Raw genomic sequence first — 20014 nt, 5'->3', positions numbered from 1 at the left:
GTTCAGTATTTTTCGCTAAACCCTGACAAAATAATCAACTAAAATTTTGGAGTTGCAGATTTACGATTTGCATTACCCATAGTTGCTTTTTCCCAATCTCCTAAATTTACTTGAACACGATTATCAGTTGTTTCTAAAATTGCAGTCGCGCTCGAACCTTCACGGCTAATTTTCACGATTTGGGACAGAATTTCTTCTGCTTTTTCAGCATTTTCCGGTTTCAGCGTCAGCAGAACATTGTTTTGATTACAACCACTATCTGTCATCGAGACTACACAAATTACGGTACTACCACTAACCTTGCCAGTCATTAAAACGACATCTTTCAAACTACCACCACTGTCAGCTACAGCTTTATTCAATTTTGGTGTGACGATACCGCAACGTTTTTGTGGACTATACTTTCCACCAAAAGCATCAGCACCCTTTTTAGTCCAAATAATTAAAGGAATTGGCTGTCCACCGGGACGTTGACCAATTGTAGCCACGTTACCATTATTTTCCGCAACGCAACTAAATTTAGTACCATTGACCGCTGAATCACTAACCCCTGCATTATCAACGGGTACATTATTGACTGAATTATCTACAGGAGGCTTGGCTTGGACTGTGGACGTTAATCCTAAACCACTAGATAGAGTTAAAGTTGCAATTAATACGGGGGCAGCTAATGGAAATTTCATAGTTTAATCCTAAATCTTACAAATGTAGAAACGAAGTTTTTGGGTACAACTTTTCCAGAGAAAATACTGCATCAATATTTTAATACACAGAGGCAACAGATTGATTTATAACTTAGATAATTACTAGCCTCTTTTTCGCGGAGGATGGCATTGCAGCGAAGTTAAGAGTCTGAGTTTACCATAAGTCCGATTATATTGGTAGCTTCCCGCAGTTAAACCAGGATGGGGGTTAACACAGTATTGTTTGCTATCAATAATAATTGTAATTATACCATGTCTATGTTGAAAACCATAGTTATTGAAAGTAGTGAAATTTCTGCGTAAAGCTTTGTTAAGATTGCAGCACCAATTCACGTTCAGAATTTCCCCATTGGTTACAAACCATTTATGGGTTATGAAGGCACAAATCAAATCACGGATTTAATCTACAATTCCTTCACTTTGGGAATGGAAGATCACTTATTAGAAATCTTTGCTGGACACGATACAAAGGAAGTAATTACCAAAGGAATTTCCGCCGAATCTGGTTTGAATTGGACAAAAGATGGCCAAGCATAATTGAATAAGATTCCTGGTTTTGTGCGCGGGAAAGTGAAGCGAAATACTGAAAAGTTTGCCCGTGAGCGTGGGTTTAAGGATATTTCGGCTGAGGTTTTGTATGCAGCTAAGGAGTCTGTAGGGGCGTAGGTTTAGGAAGACAACTTTATGCTAGTAGAGCTTCAAAAACTCGTAATGCTTGTTTATCTAAAGAGGAAAGATTTTTGATTGGTGCTGATATCAAAACAGTTAAATTTGGTTGGCCAATTGGAATGCCTACCTGTCGGCCAATGGGTGATGGATTATTTGAAGTCAGAACAAATTTACCACAAAATAAAATTGCTCGTGTGTTATTTTGTTTCTATGAATGTAAAATGATATTGCTGCATGGCTTCATTAAGAAAAGTCAAAAAACCCCAAAACAACAATTGGATTTAGCCTTAGAACGCAAACACAGATTGGAGGCATAAATATGAAAGAAAATCCTTATATTGGTTCTTCTCTTGATGCGTTTTTAGAAGAAGAAGGAACATTAGACGAAATCAATTTAATAGCTATTAAAAGAGTAATTGCTTGGCAGATTCAAACCGCAATGGCTGAGAAAAATATTACTAAAACAGCAATGGCTGAGAAAATGAAAACAAGTAGATCATCTGTTGATAGACTTTTATCTCCTGATAATCATTCTGTTACCTTAGAAACAATTGATAAAGCTGCTAGAGTTGTTGGTAAAAAAATTCATTTTGAATTGGTAGATGCTGTTTAAAATAGAAAAAATCAAACTCATGGCTGATTATGGATGCTACCCACTATGGTGGGCTAGTTCTGGCAAAGCTGGAGATATTGATCCAGAAAGGAAAAATCCCACCATGTCCAACCAAACAAACCTAACAGATGCTCGTAATAACCTAGCTGACATCTGCGCTCAAGTAGTTGCAGATAGATAAGTAATGATGATTACCCAACCTGATGGTGCAAACCTCGCCCCTATTGCTGCTGACGAATTAGAAAGTTGATTAGAAACAACTCATTTACTGCGCTCATCTCAAAATGCAGCGCGTCTTTTAACTGCTTTAGAAAGAGCAAAAACCAGAACTTTAAAACCGCAAAGTATCAACGAAATGTAAATATTGCATAATAAAATGAACCTTAGTGCAAATTTTAAGTTAGATAAAAGATCAGATTTTTGTGAAAATTACTGAAAAATTAAACATTAAGTAACTTTAAAGACAGAAAAAAGTAGCAAATAATACGAATTATATTTGATTAAGACTAATATTGTAGACACAGAGGAGCGAAAATAAATGTTCAAAAAAGTAGTCATTATTGGGTGTTTAACCCTATTTATGTTGGTAGGGTTATTAACAGGAAATGCCCTTGCAGAAGCCGCTGCTGCACCCCCTCCTAATTCAGGCGATACAGCATTTATGCTGATTTCATCAGCCTTAGTATTGCTAATGACACCGGGATTAGCCTTCTTTTATGGTGGGTTTGTGCGATCGCACAATATCCTCAACACATTGATGATGAGTTTTGTGTTGATGGGCATTGTCGGAGTCACCTGGATTCTCTGGGGTTATAGCCTTTCATTTGCACCAGGTAACTCCATCATCGGTGGTTGGAATTGGATACTTGGAAATGTGGGTTTAGAAACTCAAGGCTATTTACCCCACATGGGCTATGAAGATGCCCTCAAAGCCGCAGATCCAGCCTACGCTGATATGAATTCCTATGCTGGAACAATTCCCCATCAAGCATTCATGATCTATCAAGCCATGTTTGCAATTATTACCCCAGCCTTAATTTCAGGAGCGATCGCCGAACGGATGAGTTTCCGCGCCTATTGCCTATTTGTCCTGCTCTGGTCAACTTTCATCTACACACCCCTGGCACACATGGTTTGGGCAAAAGGAGGATTTTTAAGTTTATATGGCGGCATCGGCGCTCTAGACTTTGCTGGTGGGACAGTAGTGCATATTAGTTCCGGTGTGTCAGCATTGGTAGCAGCAATTGTTCTCGGCCCCAGAAAAAACTATCCAGATCGTCTTAGCCCTCCCCATAACGTCCCCTTTATTTTGTTAGGTGCTGGCTTACTTTGGTTTGGCTGGTTCGGCTTTAACGCTGGTAGCGCCTTATCCGCAGGAACAGTAGCTACCGTAGCCTTTGTTGCTACCAATACATCAGCCGCCGCTGGGGGATTAATGTGGTTAATTTTAGAAGCCACATTACGGGGAAAACCCACCGCAGTAGGCGCGGCCACAGGTGCGGTAGCTGGTTTAGTTGGGATCACCCCAGCCGCCGGATTTGTCACACCTCTAGGAGCAATTCTCATCGGTTTTATTACCGCCTTCTTCTGCTTCTATGCTGTCAGTTTCAAGCACAAGTTGCGGATTGATGATGCCTTAGATACCTATTTCGTTCATGGTGTTGGTGGGACGATTGGCGCAATTTTAACAGCTATTTTAGCGACAACCGAAGTTAATAGCGGCGGTAAAGATGGGGTATTGCGTGGTAACTTCGGTGAATTATTTGTAGAATTAGGAGCGATCGCCCTAGCCTATATCATTGCGGCTGTCGGGACTTGGATCATTCTCAAAATTATTGCGGCTACAATTGGTTTACGAGTTCCGGATCAAACTGAAGATCAAGGTTTGGATATTAACGAACACGGAGAAGAAGGTTATAACTCCGAGTTTGCAGATCGAATTTCTAACAAATGGATATAGATAATGTAGAGACGTTATAGGTAACGTCTCTACATTCAGAAATAAACCGCATTTTCCCAAAGAAACTAGATTCTGAGCCGTTAATCCTATAATCTTGATCTCAATTACCAATTAGAAAACTCCACCAGAAATTTTGGCAGATTTTTTATTTGTGTATCTCTCTTACCAGATTTACAATGAAGTTTAATATTGGTCATTTTTATCAGTCGTGTTTAACCGTGTAAAAACCTTTCCTGCTTGGGGATTCTTGTCACTGTTAACTAACCTTATCCTAATGTTAGCGGTCATTTTATTGATTTGGCGACAGCAAAAAATAACCCCTGTGGTAGCAACGACAGCTATCCCAAATCCCCCAGAACCAGTTAACCTTAACTGGAAAAATCAATATGTACCACCAGAGTTAGGCTCCCGTCATCAACTCAGTTATCCCCAATGGTTGGATATGCTCAAGCAAGAAGCTAAAATAACCGCTGACAAAAATCCCCAACGGTTAACCATACTAGCGGGAGATTCTCTGAGTTTATGGTTTCCACCAGAATTATTACCGGAAGATAGAAATTGGCTAAATCAAGGAATTTCCGGGGAAGTTAGCAATGGACTGTTACAAAGATTAGATTTCTTTGACCGCACCCAACCAGATATGATTTTGGTGATGGTAGGTATTAATGATCTAATTCGCGGGCTAGAGGATCAGGAAATTCTCACTAATTATCGCCAAATTATCAGCTATCTACGCAGAAAACACCCCCAAGCAGAAATTGTCATTCAGTCAATTTTGCCACATGGTGCGGGGGGGACAACTTGGGAAGGAAAAGAAAAACTCCTAGCTATTCCCAATTCTCGAATTCGCAAATTAAATCAGGAACTGAATAACATCGCTACTAAAAAAGGCGCGAGATATCTCAATTTACATCCCCTATTCACCGATCAACAAGGTAATCTTCGTTCAAATTTTACCACCGACGGTTTACATCTGAGTCCCCCTGGTTATCTAGTTTGGCGGACTGCTTTGCAAATGTATACTAACCAACAACTAACACCCCAACTTCCTCAACCACAAAAGGTAAAGTCAACAAATAGGATATAAATCCAAAATTTCTATCTAAATCGGCTCCAAGCGCGAGAAAATCAAAAATAGTAATTATTAGTGGTCAATCTCAAATGGATACAAAAGCTTTTAAACGCAGCCTCCAACATTCAGCCAATTATAATCGTAAGGGCTTTGGTCATCAGGCGGAAGTAGCCACTCAGTTACAGTCTGAGTTTCAAAGTAACTTAATTCAGGAAATCCGCAATTCTAACTACACTCTCAACCGTGGTGATGTCACAATCCAACTAGCCCAAGCATTTGGCTTTTGTTGGGGTGTAGAAAGGGCTGTAGCCATGGCCTATGAAACCCGTCAGCATTTCCCGACAGAACACATTTGGATTACTAACGAAATTATTCACAATCCATCTGTGAATAAACGAATGCAGGAAATGCAGGTAGAATTTATTCCCGTTATTGATCAAGTAAAAGACTTTTCTGTTGTTGGTAGCGGTGATGTGGTGATTTTACCAGCTTTTGGTGCCAGTGTTCAAGAAATGCAAATTCTCAATGATAAAGGTTGTCAAATTGTTGATACTACCTGTCCTTGGGTTTCTAAAGTTTGGAACACTGTCGAAAAGCACAAAAAAGGTGATTACACTTCAATTATTCACGGAAAATACAAGCACGAAGAAACCGTTGCAACCAGTTCTTTTGCTGGGAAATATTTGATTGTTTTAAATTTACAAGAAGCAGAATATATCATTAACTATATTCTCAATGGTGGCAATCGTCAGGAATTTTTAGCTAAGTTTGCTAAAGCTTGTTCTGCGGGATTTGATCCTGATCAAGATTTAGAACGGGTAGGTATTGCTAACCAAACAACCATGCTCAAAGATGAAACCGAAAAAATCGGGAAAATGCTAGAGCGAACCATGATGCAGAAATATGGACCAGCAGAGTTAAATCAGCATTTTCAAAATTTCAATACTATCTGTGATGCTACTCAAGAACGTCAAGATGCTATGCTGGAATTAGTGGAAGAAAAGGTAGATTTAATGATAGTTATTGGGGGGTTTAATTCATCAAATACTACCCAATTACAACAAATTGCTTTTGATCGGGATATTCCTTCCTATCACATTGATTGTGTGGAACGGATTCAATCAATTAATAACATTGAACATCGGCAATTAACAGGAGAATTGGCAATTACAGAAAACTGGCTTCCAGTAGGGAAAATTAAAGTTGGGGTTACTTCTGGCGCTTCGACACCGGATCAGGTAGTTGAAGATATAATTGAGAAAATTTTTGCCCTCAAAGCCACAGCCACTTTAGTTTGACAATACCTTAGCTAAAGTAAAAAAAGCCTGAATTCGGAGGTTGGGTTTGGCTTGGCTTAACCCAAACTCCCAAAAAATGGCGAATAATTGAAGGAATCTACAAAAATGTCTGGTAATACGTCTTTTGATCAACTCCAACCTGCAAATCAACAACAAGCTACCGTCTATTTACCTTATATTCAGGGTAGTAAGCGAAATTTATTACCCTATGCCATCAGTCTTTATAAAACACGTGAGTTGGAGGGACAGCGTAAAATTGAGGGTGGTAAGAATATTTCTTTTGTTGCGACTTGGAATGATGCCACTTTACCTTTAGATTCAACCATTTGCCGAATCCAGTTTGACACTAACTCTGAACTAACTTATGAAGTAATGATGCCAAGTTTTGAATTTATTAGTTTTTTAATTGAACTAATGGAAAACTCTAAGCGAAATAGCATCAGCGATTTTCCTACATCTTTTTACCGCAAACTTTTACACTTAGACGATTAAAGCAGAAATAGATATAGTCAGGGGTATACCTACGCATACCCCCATTTTCAAAATTCAAAACTAACTAAGAAATATCTTTCAACTCAGCGGTACGAACCGAAAGCATCTGTGTCTGATTACCTCTTTGCACTTTCACTTGCAACGCTTGACCAAGGGTACTGTCTTCTACTACGCCTTGCAACTGTTCAGCACTAGTAATAGGGTTATTGTTAATTTGCAAAATCACATCTCCGCGACGGATACCCGCAGTTGCAGCCGGAGAATTAGGAACAACCCGCATGACTAAAACACCCGCGACTTCAGGAATTGCAAACATGGAATTAGGATCATTGTTATTTTGTTTTGCTAATTCCGGTGTTAGTGTCACCATTTGCACACCTAAGTAGGGATGAGCAACTTTGCCATCACGTTGCAATTGAGCAGCGATTACTTTAGCTTTATCAATAGGAATTGCAAAGCCAATCCCCATCGCATCGGCGCGAATTGCAGTATTAATGCCAATCACTTCTCCCAAACCATTTAATAATGGTCCACCGGAGTTACCGGGGTTAATAGCTGCGTCAGTTTGAATGAAGTCTAACCGTTTATCACTGATTCCTACTTGAGTGCTGGAACGTTTGAGGGTGCTGACAATCCCCAAGGTGACGGTATTATCAAATCCTAGCGGATTACCCACAGCGATCGCCCAATCTCCTACCTGAACATGATCAGAATTACCTAAATCTGCAACAGGTAAAGCCTTACCAGCATTAATCTTAACTACAGCCAAATCTGTAACTTCATCAATGCCTTGAACTTTACCTTTAAAGGTGCGACCATCTTTCAGACGGACTGTGACTTTATCAGCCTTATCAACTACGTGAGCATTGGTGAGAATTACGCCACTTTTATCAATAATAAAACCAGAACCTAAACCCCGTAACTGTTCAGTCGGTGATTGTTGGGGAAAGCTATCACCAAAAAACCGCCGAAAAAACGGATCTTCCATCATCGGATCATTTCGGCGCGTAATCGTTCTTTCTGTATCAATTCTCACCACTGCTGAACCTACCCGATTGACCGCTGCTGTCACAAAACTATGACTACCAATCACAGCCGTAGCGGGAGAAGGCTTTTGAGCAATTTTCGTCAATGACTCAGTGACAGGATTCGGACCCGGTTCTGCGGCTGAAGGTAATACCCGCAGGGAGGTGAAAGTCAACATCACTCCTATAAAAATCGCTAAAATATGGGTACTGAGTTTTCGGATAGACCGGGACATTTGGGACAATCGCATAATCACAACCTAATCTACAAGTCTAATTTTTGCTGTTTCTTGATAAATCTATCTACACCTATTTTTACAGATTCAGATCAGAATTCTGGTTTATTGACATTTTCGCTCATATTAAAGTTTCTTTGATTTCACGGAATCTTGGCTCAAAGTGCAGGATATTTTTTCATCTTCCCCTGCGCTCTCTGGGCTAAAATATTAATTACAGCCAAAATGGCTAAAAAATATGCAGAGAATACCCATGAATGGAGCAAACCCAGTAACTAACGAATCTTTACCTACATCAGATCACAACCATCCAGATCATATACACAATCAGGCTGATTCTGTTCATCCTCATGTCCACAGTGAAGAGTCATTACGGCGGATTGTTAACCGACTATCGCGCATAGAAGGTCACGTTCGCGGAATTAAAACAATGGTACAGCAAAATACCCCTTGTCCTGATGTATTATTACAAATTGCTGCTGTGCGTGGGGCATTAGATAAAGTAGCCAGAATTGTCCTAGATGAACATTTAACTGAGTGTATCGGTAGAGCCGCCCAAAAGGGGAATATAGAATTAGAGATTGAACAATTAAAAGCTGCTTTAGATAGATTTTTACCTTGATTATCCATAAATATCAATTTCACTATTATTTAAATCATCAACCAAACAAACCAATAATTCTGTTTTTACATGGGTTCATGGGTAATATTCATGAATTTGATCAAGTTATAAAATTACTATTTGCTGATTTTTCCTATCTGGCCATTGATTTACCTGGGCATGGCAAAACTCAAGTTTTAGACGATGAATGCTATCCTATGGCATCTACAGCCGCAGCTATTATTCAATTATTAGATGAATTAAAAATTGACCAATGTTATTTAATTGGTTACTCAATGGGAGGAAGATTGGCTTTATATTTGACTTTGCATTTTCCCCATAGGTTTATTAAAGTCATTTTAGAATCTGCTTCTCCAGGTTTAGCAACAGAAACCGCAAGATTAGCCAGAATTAAAGGTGATACTCAAATAGCCAGAAAACTATCTAGAATCATCAATCAAGATGATTTTTATAACTTTCTCAATAATTGGTATCAACAGCCAATTTTTGGTGATATCAAAAATCATCCTCAATACCAATCTATGATATCCAGTAGATTAACAAATCATCCTTTAAACCTAGTCAAGTCATTACAGTTTATGGGAACAGGTTCTCAACCTAGTTTATGGGAATTGCTAACTAAAAATACTACTCCTCTATTATTATTAGTTGGTGAGAAAGACGAAAAATTTATTGATATTAATATCGCTATGACTGAAAAATGCAACTTGGCTAAATTACAAATAATTCCTCAAGTCGGACATAATATTCATTTAGAAAACACTGTAGCATTTGTGCAAAATATACAAAAATTTTTAGATCCCCAACTTCTTTAAGAAGTCGGGGATCTTGTTGTTGATTACTTGCGATATAATTTTCCATCTTTAACTTGCACCACAGGATGATGACACAACTTGACGTTGAGTTTGTCGTTCTTCGTTGTGAACTGTTTCCGTATTGCCGTTGAACTCAGAACTCCCAACGATTAACATCTTTCCTAGTCCAACGATAAATCAAGGATTTGTAAACGAACTCTGGTAAGGCTAACATTCGTTGCCACCGCCAAGGTTCTTGATATAGTCTATATAGCCATTCTAAATTATTGTTTGCTAACCAACGGGGAGCGCGAGTTTTTATTCCTGACCAAATATCAAAACTACCACCAACACCTACCCAAATGGAGTGAGGACACAAATGACGGTGTTCAGCAATCCATAATTCTTGACGTGGTACTCCCAAACCAACAAATATTACTTGTGGCTGTAGTTGAGTCAGAGTTTGCAATAACTGTTGTTCTTCTGCTGGGGAATGATAACCAGAATGTGTGCCGGATATTTTGAGAGTGGGAAGTTGTTTTTCCCATAAATCTGCTGCTTTTTCGGCTATTCCTGGTGCGCCTCCATAGAAAAATATTGAAGCAGATGTTTGTTCTTGATCTATTATTTGTAAAAGGCTTTCTGCTAATTCAATTCCGGGAAACCGTTGCACTTTTTGTCCTAATAAATATTGTAAATAGAGAACTACTCCTGCGCCGTCGGGAATAACTAATTCAGCATTTTTAATGATTTTTGCTAATGGGAGATTGCGCTCTGCTTGCATAGTCATTTCGGCATTGAGGGTGACTACATGAGTCCCTTGACCTGCTTTTAAGCAATCTAATAACCAGTTTGGATAATTACTCATTATATGCACTGGTAAACCTAATACGGGAAATACTTGAGGGAATTTAAACATAGTTTCTTTAAAATCGGACTTTAGGCGGATGTTTGATGAAAGGTTAGGGTATCAAATTTTTTCCTGAATAAATAACAATAATTTGTCAAGGAAAACAGTTTAGGGGTTAAGATCCTCTGGACGATCAATATCTGCTAAAGATTGCAGATAGCCAATTGATAAATTTAACTTTTGAGCAATTTCTACTGTTTTTACGAATACTTGAGCAGTTCCCCAGGAAATATTCATAAATAATTCGGCTATTGGTTGTTGTAATCCAATTAAATAATAACCACCGTCCAGGGCTGGACCCAGGACAAGATTAAAAACCTCTAATTGCTCGAAAGCGGTTGTTAAAATTTGCGAGTTTAGATCAGGGCAGTCTGTACCAATGATGATGACTCGTTCTGCTTTTTGATTAAACGCATTGATTAGCGATCGCTCCATTCTTTTACCTAAATCTCCCTCACCTTGAAATTGATATAGTAAATCATTTCCTAACCAATTTAGCATTACTTGTAAATCGCCACCCGTAAACCGTATTTCTACAGATGTCTTAGACATTTTTTGTAATTCCTTAACCTGAGAAATAGTATCTTCAGTCATCTGCTTTTGTAAATTAGCAGCACCAACATCACCCAAAGCAGGTATTAACCGGGTTTTTGTTTTCCCTGGTTCTGGGTAGCGGGTAAAAATAATCAGATGTTGTTTTGATGGTTTTAAGGAGATCATTCAAAATATGCTGCTATTAAAGATATCGCAACTATGGGTGCGGTGACTGCGCGAAGAATCCGACGACCCAAGGAAATGGGCTGAAATCCTGATGCTATGGCTATTTCTAGTTCTTGATTTGTCCAACCTCCTTCTGGTCCAATGGTAATAATTATCTCATTTGCAGTTTTATTGATTACATGCTGTAGATGAGGATAATCCCCACGGGCTTCACAGATATAACGATGAGTGGCAGTAGTTTCTTTTATGGCAGTGTTGAAAGCTACGGGTTGGAGGATGGTGGGAACAACAGCCCGTTCTGACTGTTCAGCGGCTTCTGAAGCTATGCGCTGCCAGCGTTCTAGTTTTTGGGGACTGGGATTTAATAGGGTGCGATCGCTCAAAATAGGTGCAATAGAAGTTACTCCTAACTCCGTACAACACCGGACAATTTCATCAAATCCATTTCCCTTTGGTAATGCCATCATCAAGGTAATAGCCACAGGTAATTCAGTTTTTACCTCCAGCGGTTCTAAAACCTCTCCCTGTTCCCCTTGTAACCGCGCTAACCACCATTTCCCCATACCATCCATGACAATAAATTTATCACCATCTCGCAAGCGCAATACCCGCAGCAAATAATGTTGTTGTTGAGGTGTTAATAAAAGCTGGTTGGCTTGAACTTGCTGGGGATGAATAGTAATGCGTTGAAGTTGGGACATAGGGGAGGAGTCGGGAGTCACCGAGTCAGGAGTCAGGAGTCAGGAGTCAGGAGTCAGGAGTCAGGAAGAAGAAGAAGAAGAAGAAGTAAAAGTGGTGTTTGATAGCGCAGAGTTAACTATTTTCGTTATTGTAATAATGCTTGAAACCGCTGTTCACCCCGAATTTTATCAAAATCCGGGTCAGTTTTCGCTAAGTTTTGATATTTTTTGGGGACAAATTGAATAGCTTTTTTGAGGTTATCAATTGCTAGTTCTAGATTATTTTGTAAGGCATAATTACAAGCTTTGTTATAATATGCTTGATGCAAATTAGGCTGGATAGTAATTGCTTGATTATAAGATGCTAAAGCTTCTTTGTAGCGTTGTAATTTAGTCAGAGCAATGCCTCGGTTAATCCAAGCCTCATGTTTATTAGAGTGAATAGCGATCGCTTCATCATAAGATCTTACAGCTTCTTCGTAATTTCGTAAAGCCGTTAAAGCATTACCACGATTATACCAAGCCTCATCTTTATTTGGGCGAATAGCGATCGCCTTATCATAAGATTCTACAGCTTCTGGATACTGTTGCAACGCAATCAAAGCATTGCCGCGATTTACCCAAGTCTCCGCACTATCGGTTTTAATAGCTATCACCTGATTATATACCCCTAAAGCTTCTTGATAACGATGGGTATCTAACAAGCCATTTCCCTGTAGTAATAAATTTTCTGCTTTTTGACTATCTTGTACCTCTGTAATTAGTTGATTAACATTGCTTTCTTGAACAACTTGTTTGGTATTATCTGGTGAAGAATTTGCCAAATCACTACAGCCAATCGCCAAAAAACTGATTAAACTAGAGGCAATTAATTGTCGCCAAATTACCATACTGCACCTACAAAAATCATACAATTATCCTAAAACTGATGAGAAGTTAAAAGTCGTATCAAAATCAACTAATTGTGCTTAATTGTTGTTTGATTATGTAAACTCAAGATGAAGATTTGGATAAGGTTTTCATCAGAAGTTATGAATACAATACCATACTCGTAGTCAATAAATCAATTATTGGTAAGTACAAACTTAGCTGAACTAGATCAATCTGGTTTAATCATCCTAAAAAAGAATCATCCCACACAAAAATTTTAAACGATCTGTGATAAAATTTACTGCTTGTTGCTTAATGGAGACACAGAATCATAATCATTGGTATTTATCTGCGTTTATCTGCGTTTATCTGCGTTTATCTGCGGTCAAATATTCTAAAAATCTGATTTTATCCAGGTTTATCTTAATTTGGTATTAGAAGTATATAATACTGTAAATGTAAGTATTTTTACGGCGTGGAAATTTATAGTGAGACGATGGGAGGAAAATAAAAATTATGACAATTGAACCTGACTCATCTAACTCAGAAATAAATCAAGAAGATGAATTAGAAACTGGTGGTAGTGATCACTTATTACTAACAGAAGGATTAGAAAAAAAACAAATATCTGGACAATCTGCCTTCAAGACAAATATGATCAAAGGAACTGCATTTCTGGTTGAGAGCAACTCCAGCCTGCAAACTGCTATCACCCCCAGAATTTTATTATTCACTAGTTTGGCGATCGCCACAACTATCATTAGTATTGTCATTAATAACTCATTTCTGGGCATTTTGGGAACTTTGGCAACCTTAGCGTTATCACTGTTCATCCTCTTTCCGTGGTTGCGAAATGTGATCCAAGAGTGGTTTTCACCTCAAGATAGAAATGTATTTGTGGGTTTAATAGGAGTAATAGTCGGAATAATTGGCTTATTCAGATTTACTAATTTAGGTAGTGGCTTACTGCGTTGGGGAAGAAGAGTTAACTGGGATGCCTCTGGTACTTTAGCAGAATGGTTTGGAGCATTGGGACAAATTGCCATTGCCATTATCGCCGTTTATGTAGCATGGCGACAATATGTAATTTCCAAAGACTTAACTATCCAACAAAACCTACTGACTGTACAGCAAAATATCATTACCCAACAACAAACCATAGACTCCTACTTTCAAGGAGTTTCCGACTTAGTATTAGATGAAGAAGGATTATTAGAAGACTGGCCGCAAGAAAGAGCGATCGCTGAAGGACGCACCGCTGCTATATTTAGTAGTGTAGATGGCAGTGGTAAAGCCAAAATTCTGCGGTTTCTTTCCCGTTCCAAATTACTCTCTCCTCTCCAGCGCGATCGCCGACTAGGAAGAGCTATTCTAGATGGTAGTGGTGGTTATGCCGAAGATCGTTTAGAAGGAGTGCGCGTCATTGACTTAGGTGTCATGTTAGCAGGTGCAGATTTAGCCGACAATGATTTGCGCTGGACAGATTTAAGTGAAGCCAACCTCATTCGTGCTAATCTCAGCAATTGCGATTTAGTCAAAGCCAACCTTTCCCGCACAATCTTATATGATGCCAATTTGACCAACGCTGACTTAAATGGAGTGCGCCTATTTTATGGTTTACGAGAACAGGCATCCCCCCGCAGTCGCACCGAACCACCCAACTACGAAACAGGAGAACACACCGGCGCAGTTGTGGAAAATGCCGACTTCACCAATGCTCAAAGAATGTCCGAATCTACCCGTTACTATTGCTGTACCTGGTGTGGAGAAAAAACCAGACCGACAATTCCCGGTGGTTGTGAAGGAATTCCCAATAAATTAGGAAGATAAGAGTTAGGAAAATGACCATTCTTTAAGTTTCTAAATCTTTAAAGAAATAATTATACTAAGACGCTGCTCTTTGACCTATCTAACAGGAAATTGACAATTCTTAATATTCAAAAATCTTGGAACTAAATCTACAAACCACAAGTCAACAGCCATACCCATCAATGGGTAAAAAAAACTCTTTAAAAAAAACAGACTAAACCTTAACTAATAAGTTTGAGGATAATTTAATTTGATGAAAAATTCCAAATTTCTGCAAATATCTAGTGCGGCTTTATTGAGTTTGGGAATCTTCCAAAACATAGCTTTTGCTCAACCAATTCAACGCCAAATAAGAATTCCCACTTCTCCAACTGTAGAGAGAAATTTATCTCAAATAAAAATCAATCCCCTTTATCTTGAACGAGAACAAAAAGCTCCCTTAATCATTAAAAATCAAATACTGGAATTACGCCGTGATATCCAGTCAAAAAATCTAACTTTTGAGGTAGGTTACACCACAGCCTTAGATTATAAACTAGAGCAACTAGCCGCTACCAAAGCACCAGATGATTTACCAACACAGGCTAATATCCAAAATGCCGTTGCTGCACAAATCTTAAATATTGATTTAGCCGAACGCGAAAAATTTGAACGCATTAATCCAGGAGTAATCCCTGAATTACAATTAATTAAAGCTCGTGGCTGCTTTGCTTCCGCAAAATCCTTTGATTGGCGGACTTTCAATAAAGTTACCCCAGTTCGGAACCAAGGAGGTTGCGGCAGTTGTTGGGCATTTGCTACCTTGGGAGCTTACGAAGGTAGTAACCTTATTCGGAATAACACTGCTGCTGATGCTTCAGAACAGCAAATTATCAACTGGGGTGGTTCAGGTAGTTGTGGTGGTGGTTGGTGGTCTAAAGCATTTGATTTCCTCATTAGCAAAGGCACAGCTACCGAAGCTACTGTACCCTATACAGCAACCAATAATCCCTACAACCCCAGCATAGCCACTCCCTACCGTTCCATAGCCTGGGGATATGTCAAACCTGATGGTGGAATTCCCACAGTTGCAGAAATGAAACAGGCTATGTGTAAACATGGACCATTAACAGTTGCAGTGCGGGTTACTCCTGCTTTCCAAGGTTATGTTAGCGGCGTATTTAACGAACAAGCACAAGGACCTATCAATCATGGTGTCACCCTCATTGGTTGGGATGATCAAAAACAAGCTTGGTTAATCAAAAATTCTTGGGGTACAGGTTGGGGTGACAATGGTTATATGTGGATTGGTTATAACAGTAATAGCATCGGTTATGGCGCAGCTTGGACTCAAGCCAGAAGCAACTTCTACAAGCTTTCTCCTGACTTGTTGAAAAAAATCAACATCTTCCAAATCAATCCAGAATTAATTAAAGTTAATTCCAAAAACATCTCTCGATAATTTTTTGATTTTAGGTTGGGTAAAGCGCAAGTTTTATCTGACCTAAATTGATTTTTTTGAATTCACTCGACAAGGTAGATTAAAATTATGACTTTTACCAAGCGAGTCTTTTTGATTATTTCTCTGCTAACTACCTTGACCATTATTTTTCAAGTTAGTAATGCTGCTACTCCTCCCATGTCTAACTCAGAAATCACTGTCAACGATACTAACAATAACAGTCAGATTATTATTCAAAAAGGTAATATTATGATTGTTGAATTGTTAACCAACCCAGGAACAGGCTATAGTTGGCAAATTATTAAAAATGATCCTGATAAACTCAAATCTTTGGGAGATTCAGTATTAAAACCAATAGAAGCAGAAGCCCCAGGAGCATCTGAAAATCAAGTTTTCCGGTTTTTAGCCCAAAATTTGGGTTCAACCATGCTAGAACTTCACTATTTACGTCCCTGGGAAAGAAATCTTCCACCATTAAAAACTTATAAAATCAACGTCCAAATTCGTTGACAATAAAAAGCATTTTCTCCTTCCTCCTTCTTCCTTCTTCCTTCTTCCTTCTTCCTTCTTCTTTCTTCCTCCTGACTCCTGACTCCTGACTCCTGACTCCTTCTTTCTTCCTCCTGACTCCTGACTCCTGACTCCTGACTCCTTCTTTCTTCCTCCTGACTCCTGACTCCTGACTCCTGACTCCTTCTTTCTTCCTCCTGACTCCTGACTCCTGACTCCTGACTCCTGACTCGGTGACTATAAATTTTCTGGCAAAGTCAGAATTTCTACACCATCTTCGGTGACAGCTATGGTATGCTCGAATTGAGCAGAAAGTAAGCGATCGCTTGTTACCGCAGTCCAACCATCATTCAGCATTTCGGCTTCGTGAGTGCCTTCATTAATCATTGGTTCAATAGTAAACACCATCCCGGCTCTAAGTTTCTTGCCTCTACCTCTGATGCCATAATGGGGAACATCCGGTGCAGTATGGAAAATATTGCTGATTCCATGTCCCACAAAATCCCGCACCACAGAAAAGCCGAAAGACTCCGCATACTCTTGAATCGCTGCCCCAATATCCCCAATTTTTGCCCCTGGTTTTACTTCTGCAATCCCCAACCGCAAACACTCTTGGGTTACCTCTACTAACTTTTGGGCTGTGGGGGAAGGATTACCCACTAGAAATGTTTTTGATGTATCACCATGATAACCTTCAACAATAGGCGTAACATCTATATTAATAATGTCCCCATCCTTGAGAATTTGTTTAGCATTGGGAATACCATGACAAATCACCTCATTCACACTGGTACAAATAGATTTAGGATAACCTTTATAACCTAAAGGAGCGCTTTTTGCTCCATGCTTTTGAGTCCATCTTTCCGCTTCATCATTCAATTGTAGAGTGCTAACTCCCGGTTTAACCAAAGGTTCTAAATGTTGTAATAACTTGGCGGCCAAGCTGCCAGCACGGCGCATTTTTTCGATTTCTCGTTGGGATAAAATGACTATGGTTTCGATTTTCATTAATTTTCTATCTACTCTTTTAAAAATATAGTTAATCCAGTTGTTGCTGCTCTGTGTGCAGCATCTGCTACCTTGAGAGCATATAAGCTTTGTTCTGGGGTGATATATAAGGGACTACCATCAAATAGATGGTCTAATACCATAGTTGTATCTTTGGCAAATAAACCCCGTCGCGTTCCCACTTCAATCAACTTTGTTCCTGCTGCTAAGACTAACATTCCGGTATCACCATCGAGAATTATTTCCCCTTTTTCACCTTGAACTTCTAATTTGCGTTCTGATTGCCACAAAGTTTCACCTTTGCCATAAATTACCTGTGCCAATAATCCACTGTCAAAGCATAATTGGGCTGAACATAAACAGGTTTGGTAATAATCAGACTCAGTTTGCCAATATCGTTGGTGACAATTGACAGTGAAGACTTCACCGAACAAATCAATCAGACGATGTAACCGAGATAATGCCCCAATTAGGGGAAAGCCAAACATCCCATGATTATAAGTCCACTTACGCGGGGCTGGATGCTGGGGATTCAGGGTACTATAGCGAACATAAAACAAATCACCAATTTGGTCTAGGTATTGTTTTAAAGTTTGATGCCAACCACCCAATAATTCAATGTGTTCGACGTGCAGAAGCTTGTTGACTGTTTTTGCTAAAGCAATCAGTTCTTCAGCTTCTTTGACATCTACAGACAAAGGATATTCAACAATGACGTGTTTACCGCTAGATAAGGCAGCATAAGCAATTTTACCATGATCTTGATTAATGGTGCAGATCACCACTATATCTAAATCGTCTCGTTCTACTAGCTGTTGCCAAGAATCCATCGCTTCAGTTGCGTATTCTTGGGCTAAAACCGCTGTTCTTTCAGGATTGCCAGTTATGGCTATTAAATCAGTTCGGGGATCTTGTTGCAATGCCTCAGCCCTGAGTTTAGCTGCATAGCCTGTTCCCACTAAACCGACTCTGAGACTGTGTGTACATAAAGGTAGTTCGTTATTGTCCATGAATTTATCACCAGTTTTCAATGTTTCGGTTTAATGCCATTGGTATTTTATCAACAAGCCACCATCAGGAAATATCTAATACCTCTAGGGTATTTTTCATCAATGTAAAATATTATGGCTCTTTGGTAATTTTGGAAACATTACCATAAATATAATACAGCTTAAAAATCGTGTAAAACTTAGGATAAAGAAGTAATTGAACGATTTTAACTTTTCAAAGATAGTTTTCATGGTTTTTGAGCATTTTTCTTTGAATTTCTCATAAATTCGCGTTTGTAAATAATTAGGTTCTGTTATAGGTTTTATATGATATGGTACATAGATTAGAAAATACCCAAAAAATTATACATCTTGTGTATAAAATATGTCTATTTTTCCTTTAAATATCAAATCCCCAGATAATTTTCAGAAGTATCTACTAGATTTTTATTTTTCCAATATCTAAAATGATTACACAAATACAAAATCTGCGAATTTTTTATCCATTCCTAGTGCCATTTATCAGCTCATCTCAGATTTATTGGTTATACATTTTTTCGGCTTTGTTACTAGCTTTGATTATATATAAATTAGGGTTATCTCAACAAGACAAACAGATAAATTTAAGGCAGTATCTTTTGCCAAAAGCAGTTTATTTACATCCTTCAGCGATCGCTGAATATAAGTATTATTTTTATCTTCTCTCTTAGAAATATCTGTAATATTACCAATTATATTCTCTCTACCAAATCTAGCCAATATCATTTGTGATTATTTAACAGAAATTACGCACTTAACAACTCCTTTTTTAATTACCCATCCTCAGTGGTATCATTATGTCACATTAAGTATTGTTGTGGCCTTAGTGGGGGATTTTGCCTATTATTGTTACCATTATTTAGCTCATAGAAATTCATTCTTTTGGGAATTTCATAAAGTCCATCATTCTGCGGATGTACTAACTCCGATGACTGTTTATCGTTCTCATCCCCTTGATTTGCTTTTAAGTATGAGCGCGGCGACAGTAATGCTGGGTTTTGCTACAGGGATCTGGGTTTATTTATTTGGAAATCAAGTCTCCTATTTATCTATTTATGGAGTTAACTGGGAAATATTTCTGTTTTATCTAACTGTCGCCAACTTACGACATTCTCATATTTGGTTGAACTACCCTCATGGGGTTAGTCATGTGTTGATGAGTCCTGCCCAACATCACATTCATCATAGTGTTGAGCCAAAGCATCATGATAAAAACTTTGGTTACATTTTGTCTTTTTGGGATTGGATATTTGGGACTTTATACGTACCGCAAAGTTATGAAAAGCTGGATTTTGGTCTATCAGATGGGGAATCAAGTTTATTTAATAATCCAATTAATTTATTAGTACAGCCATTTAAATCTATTTGGCAAAGTTACAACCAAAAGATAAGTAGGGAATAATTTTTTATAGCAGTTCCCATGCAAGTGAGGGACAAGAAGTAATTATGGAACGCAGATAAACGCAGATAAACGCAGATAAACACAGATAATTTTGTACCTCATTAGATTAGAGGTTGTTTGAAAAGTTTTAGGTTGTGATTTTAGGCACTTA

22 protein-coding genes and 2 pseudogenes are annotated in these 20014 nt (G+C 38.6%); 14 read left to right on the top strand and 10 right to left on the bottom strand.

Annotated elements, in window-relative coordinates; all coding sequences use genetic code 11:
• Positions 1–38: 38 nt before the first annotated feature.
• Entirely contained in the window at positions 39–683 is a 645-nt protein-coding gene (locus FJR06_RS17205) for a COP23 domain-containing protein (protein ID WP_168651889.1), read from the bottom strand.
• Positions 684–1019: 336 nt separating this feature from the next.
• Here FJR06_RS17205 and FJR06_RS17200 point away from each other — a divergent pair.
• The 8 genes and pseudogenes from FJR06_RS17200 to ebsA form a co-directional block, all read left to right on the top strand.
• A pseudogene (locus FJR06_RS17200) lies at positions 1020–1370 on the top strand (ferredoxin:protochlorophyllide reductase (ATP-dependent) subunit B); the annotation flags it as partial.
• Between the two features lie 62 nt (positions 1371–1432).
• A pseudogene (locus tag FJR06_RS17195) lies at positions 1433–1690 on the top strand (type II toxin-antitoxin system RelE/ParE family toxin); the annotation flags it as partial.
• 2 nt (positions 1691–1692) lie between these two features.
• Positions 1693–1986, top strand: a complete 294-nt coding sequence (locus tag FJR06_RS17190; RefSeq protein ID WP_168651887.1) for a helix-turn-helix transcriptional regulator — start codon at positions 1693–1695, stop codon at positions 1984–1986.
• Complete coding sequence (locus tag FJR06_RS24475) at positions 1976–2167, top strand: hypothetical protein (protein ID WP_254434447.1); 192 nt, start codon at positions 1976–1978, stop codon at positions 2165–2167. The genes FJR06_RS17190 and FJR06_RS24475 overlap by 11 nt, the downstream gene beginning before the upstream one ends.
• A gap of 357 nt (positions 2168–2524) precedes the next feature.
• The gene (locus tag FJR06_RS17180) at positions 2525–3946 is read left to right on the top strand and encodes an ammonium transporter (protein WP_168651886.1); all 1422 of its coding nucleotides are present in this window, start codon (positions 2525–2527) and stop codon (positions 3944–3946) included.
• 274 nt (positions 3947–4220) lie between these two features.
• Entirely contained in the window at positions 4221–5033 is an 813-nt protein-coding gene (locus tag FJR06_RS17175; RefSeq protein WP_015079439.1) for an SGNH/GDSL hydrolase family protein, read from the top strand.
• A gap of 74 nt (positions 5034–5107) precedes the next feature.
• Complete coding sequence (locus FJR06_RS17170; RefSeq protein ID WP_168651885.1) at positions 5108–6316, top strand: 4-hydroxy-3-methylbut-2-enyl diphosphate reductase; 1209 nt, start codon at positions 5108–5110, stop codon at positions 6314–6316.
• A gap of 105 nt (positions 6317–6421) precedes the next feature.
• Positions 6422–6808, top strand: coding sequence for a type IV pilus biogenesis protein EbsA (gene ebsA, locus FJR06_RS17165; RefSeq protein ID WP_015079441.1), 387 nt, complete (start codon positions 6422–6424; stop codon positions 6806–6808).
• 64 nt (positions 6809–6872) lie between these two features.
• Here the strand turns inward: ebsA and FJR06_RS17160 are convergent, their stop codons facing one another.
• On the bottom strand, positions 6873–8084 hold the full coding sequence (locus FJR06_RS17160; protein ID WP_168651884.1) for an HhoA/HhoB/HtrA family serine endopeptidase: 1212 nt from the start codon (positions 8082–8084) through the stop codon (positions 6873–6875).
• Positions 8085–8322: 238 nt separating this feature from the next.
• Between FJR06_RS17160 and FJR06_RS17155 the strand changes: the two genes are divergently transcribed.
• Positions 8323–8691: a metal-sensitive transcriptional regulator gene (locus FJR06_RS17155; protein ID WP_168651895.1), complete on the top strand. Its 369-nt coding sequence runs from the start codon at positions 8323–8325 to the stop codon at positions 8689–8691.
• The gene (gene menH / locus FJR06_RS17150; RefSeq protein ID WP_168651883.1) at positions 8688–9506 is read left to right on the top strand and encodes a 2-succinyl-6-hydroxy-2,4-cyclohexadiene-1-carboxylate synthase; all 819 of its coding nucleotides are present in this window, start codon (positions 8688–8690) and stop codon (positions 9504–9506) included. Before FJR06_RS17155 ends, menH begins: the two co-directional genes overlap by 4 nt.
• Positions 9507–9639: 133 nt before the next feature.
• Here menH and FJR06_RS17145 read toward each other — a convergent pair whose 3' ends face one another.
• The 4 genes from FJR06_RS17145 to FJR06_RS17130 all read right to left on the bottom strand — a co-directional run bounded on the left by FJR06_RS17145 (position 9640) and on the right by FJR06_RS17130 (position 12685).
• A complete protein-coding gene (locus FJR06_RS17145) occupies positions 9640–10404 on the bottom strand; it encodes a WecB/TagA/CpsF family glycosyltransferase (RefSeq protein WP_015079445.1) in 765 nt (254 codons plus the stop codon).
• A gap of 99 nt (positions 10405–10503) precedes the next feature.
• Positions 10504–11115: a TIGR04282 family arsenosugar biosynthesis glycosyltransferase gene (locus FJR06_RS17140; protein ID WP_015079446.1), complete on the bottom strand. Its 612-nt coding sequence runs from the start codon at positions 11113–11115 to the stop codon at positions 10504–10506.
• Complete coding sequence (locus FJR06_RS17135) at positions 11112–11816, bottom strand: 16S rRNA (uracil(1498)-N(3))-methyltransferase (protein WP_168651882.1); 705 nt, start codon at positions 11814–11816, stop codon at positions 11112–11114. Before FJR06_RS17135 ends, FJR06_RS17140 begins: the two co-directional genes overlap by 4 nt.
• A gap of 125 nt (positions 11817–11941) precedes the next feature.
• Positions 11942–12685, bottom strand: a complete 744-nt coding sequence (locus FJR06_RS17130) for a tetratricopeptide repeat protein (protein WP_168651881.1) — start codon at positions 12683–12685, stop codon at positions 11942–11944.
• Positions 12686–13181: 496 nt separating this feature from the next.
• On the opposite strand from FJR06_RS17130, the gene FJR06_RS17125 reads away from it, so the two are divergent.
• The 3 genes from FJR06_RS17125 (at position 13182) to FJR06_RS17115 (ending at position 16425) form a co-directional block, all read left to right on the top strand.
• Positions 13182–14495 carry a pentapeptide repeat-containing protein gene (locus tag FJR06_RS17125; protein ID WP_168651880.1) on the top strand — a complete coding sequence of 438 codons (1314 nt, stop codon included), beginning with the start codon at positions 13182–13184 and terminating at the stop codon, positions 14493–14495.
• Between the two features lie 232 nt (positions 14496–14727).
• Positions 14728–15915, top strand: a complete 1188-nt coding sequence (locus FJR06_RS17120) for a C1 family peptidase (protein ID WP_168651879.1) — start codon at positions 14728–14730, stop codon at positions 15913–15915.
• Between the two features lie 87 nt (positions 15916–16002).
• On the top strand, positions 16003–16425 hold the full coding sequence (locus tag FJR06_RS17115; RefSeq protein WP_168651878.1) for a protease inhibitor I42 family protein: 423 nt from the start codon (positions 16003–16005) through the stop codon (positions 16423–16425).
• Here FJR06_RS17115 and FJR06_RS17110 read toward each other — a convergent pair.
• The 4 genes from FJR06_RS17110 to FJR06_RS24470 all read right to left on the bottom strand — a co-directional run bounded on the left by FJR06_RS17110 (position 16406) and on the right by FJR06_RS24470 (position 19187).
• A complete protein-coding gene (locus FJR06_RS17110; protein ID WP_168651877.1) occupies positions 16406–16768 on the bottom strand; it encodes a hypothetical protein in 363 nt (120 codons plus the stop codon). The two genes, FJR06_RS17115 and FJR06_RS17110, sit on opposite strands and share 20 nt — an antisense overlap.
• Positions 16663–17433, bottom strand: coding sequence for a type I methionyl aminopeptidase (map, locus tag FJR06_RS17105; protein ID WP_015079452.1), 771 nt, complete (start codon positions 17431–17433; stop codon positions 16663–16665). The genes FJR06_RS17110 and map overlap by 106 nt, the downstream gene beginning before the upstream one ends.
• Before the next feature lie 11 nt (positions 17434–17444).
• The gene (locus tag FJR06_RS17100) at positions 17445–18443 is read right to left on the bottom strand and encodes a Gfo/Idh/MocA family protein (RefSeq protein WP_168651876.1); all 999 of its coding nucleotides are present in this window, start codon (positions 18441–18443) and stop codon (positions 17445–17447) included.
• A gap of 558 nt (positions 18444–19001) precedes the next feature.
• Positions 19002–19187: a hypothetical protein gene (locus FJR06_RS24470; RefSeq protein WP_254434446.1), complete on the bottom strand. Its 186-nt coding sequence runs from the start codon at positions 19185–19187 to the stop codon at positions 19002–19004.
• 91 nt (positions 19188–19278) lie between these two features.
• On the opposite strand from FJR06_RS24470, the gene FJR06_RS24465 reads away from it, so the two are divergent.
• Positions 19279–19863, top strand: a complete 585-nt coding sequence (locus FJR06_RS24465; protein WP_371724224.1) for a sterol desaturase family protein — start codon at positions 19279–19281, stop codon at positions 19861–19863.
• Positions 19864–20014: the final 151 nt, after the last annotated feature.

The organism is Dolichospermum sp. UHCC 0352 (assembly GCF_009711925.1).
In the GTDB taxonomy this organism is placed as follows: domain Bacteria; phylum Cyanobacteriota; class Cyanobacteriia; order Cyanobacteriales; family Nostocaceae; genus Dolichospermum; species Dolichospermum lemmermannii.
Note: the sequence above shows the minus strand (reverse complement) of the source record. Positions and strands in the feature narration are given on the sequence as shown.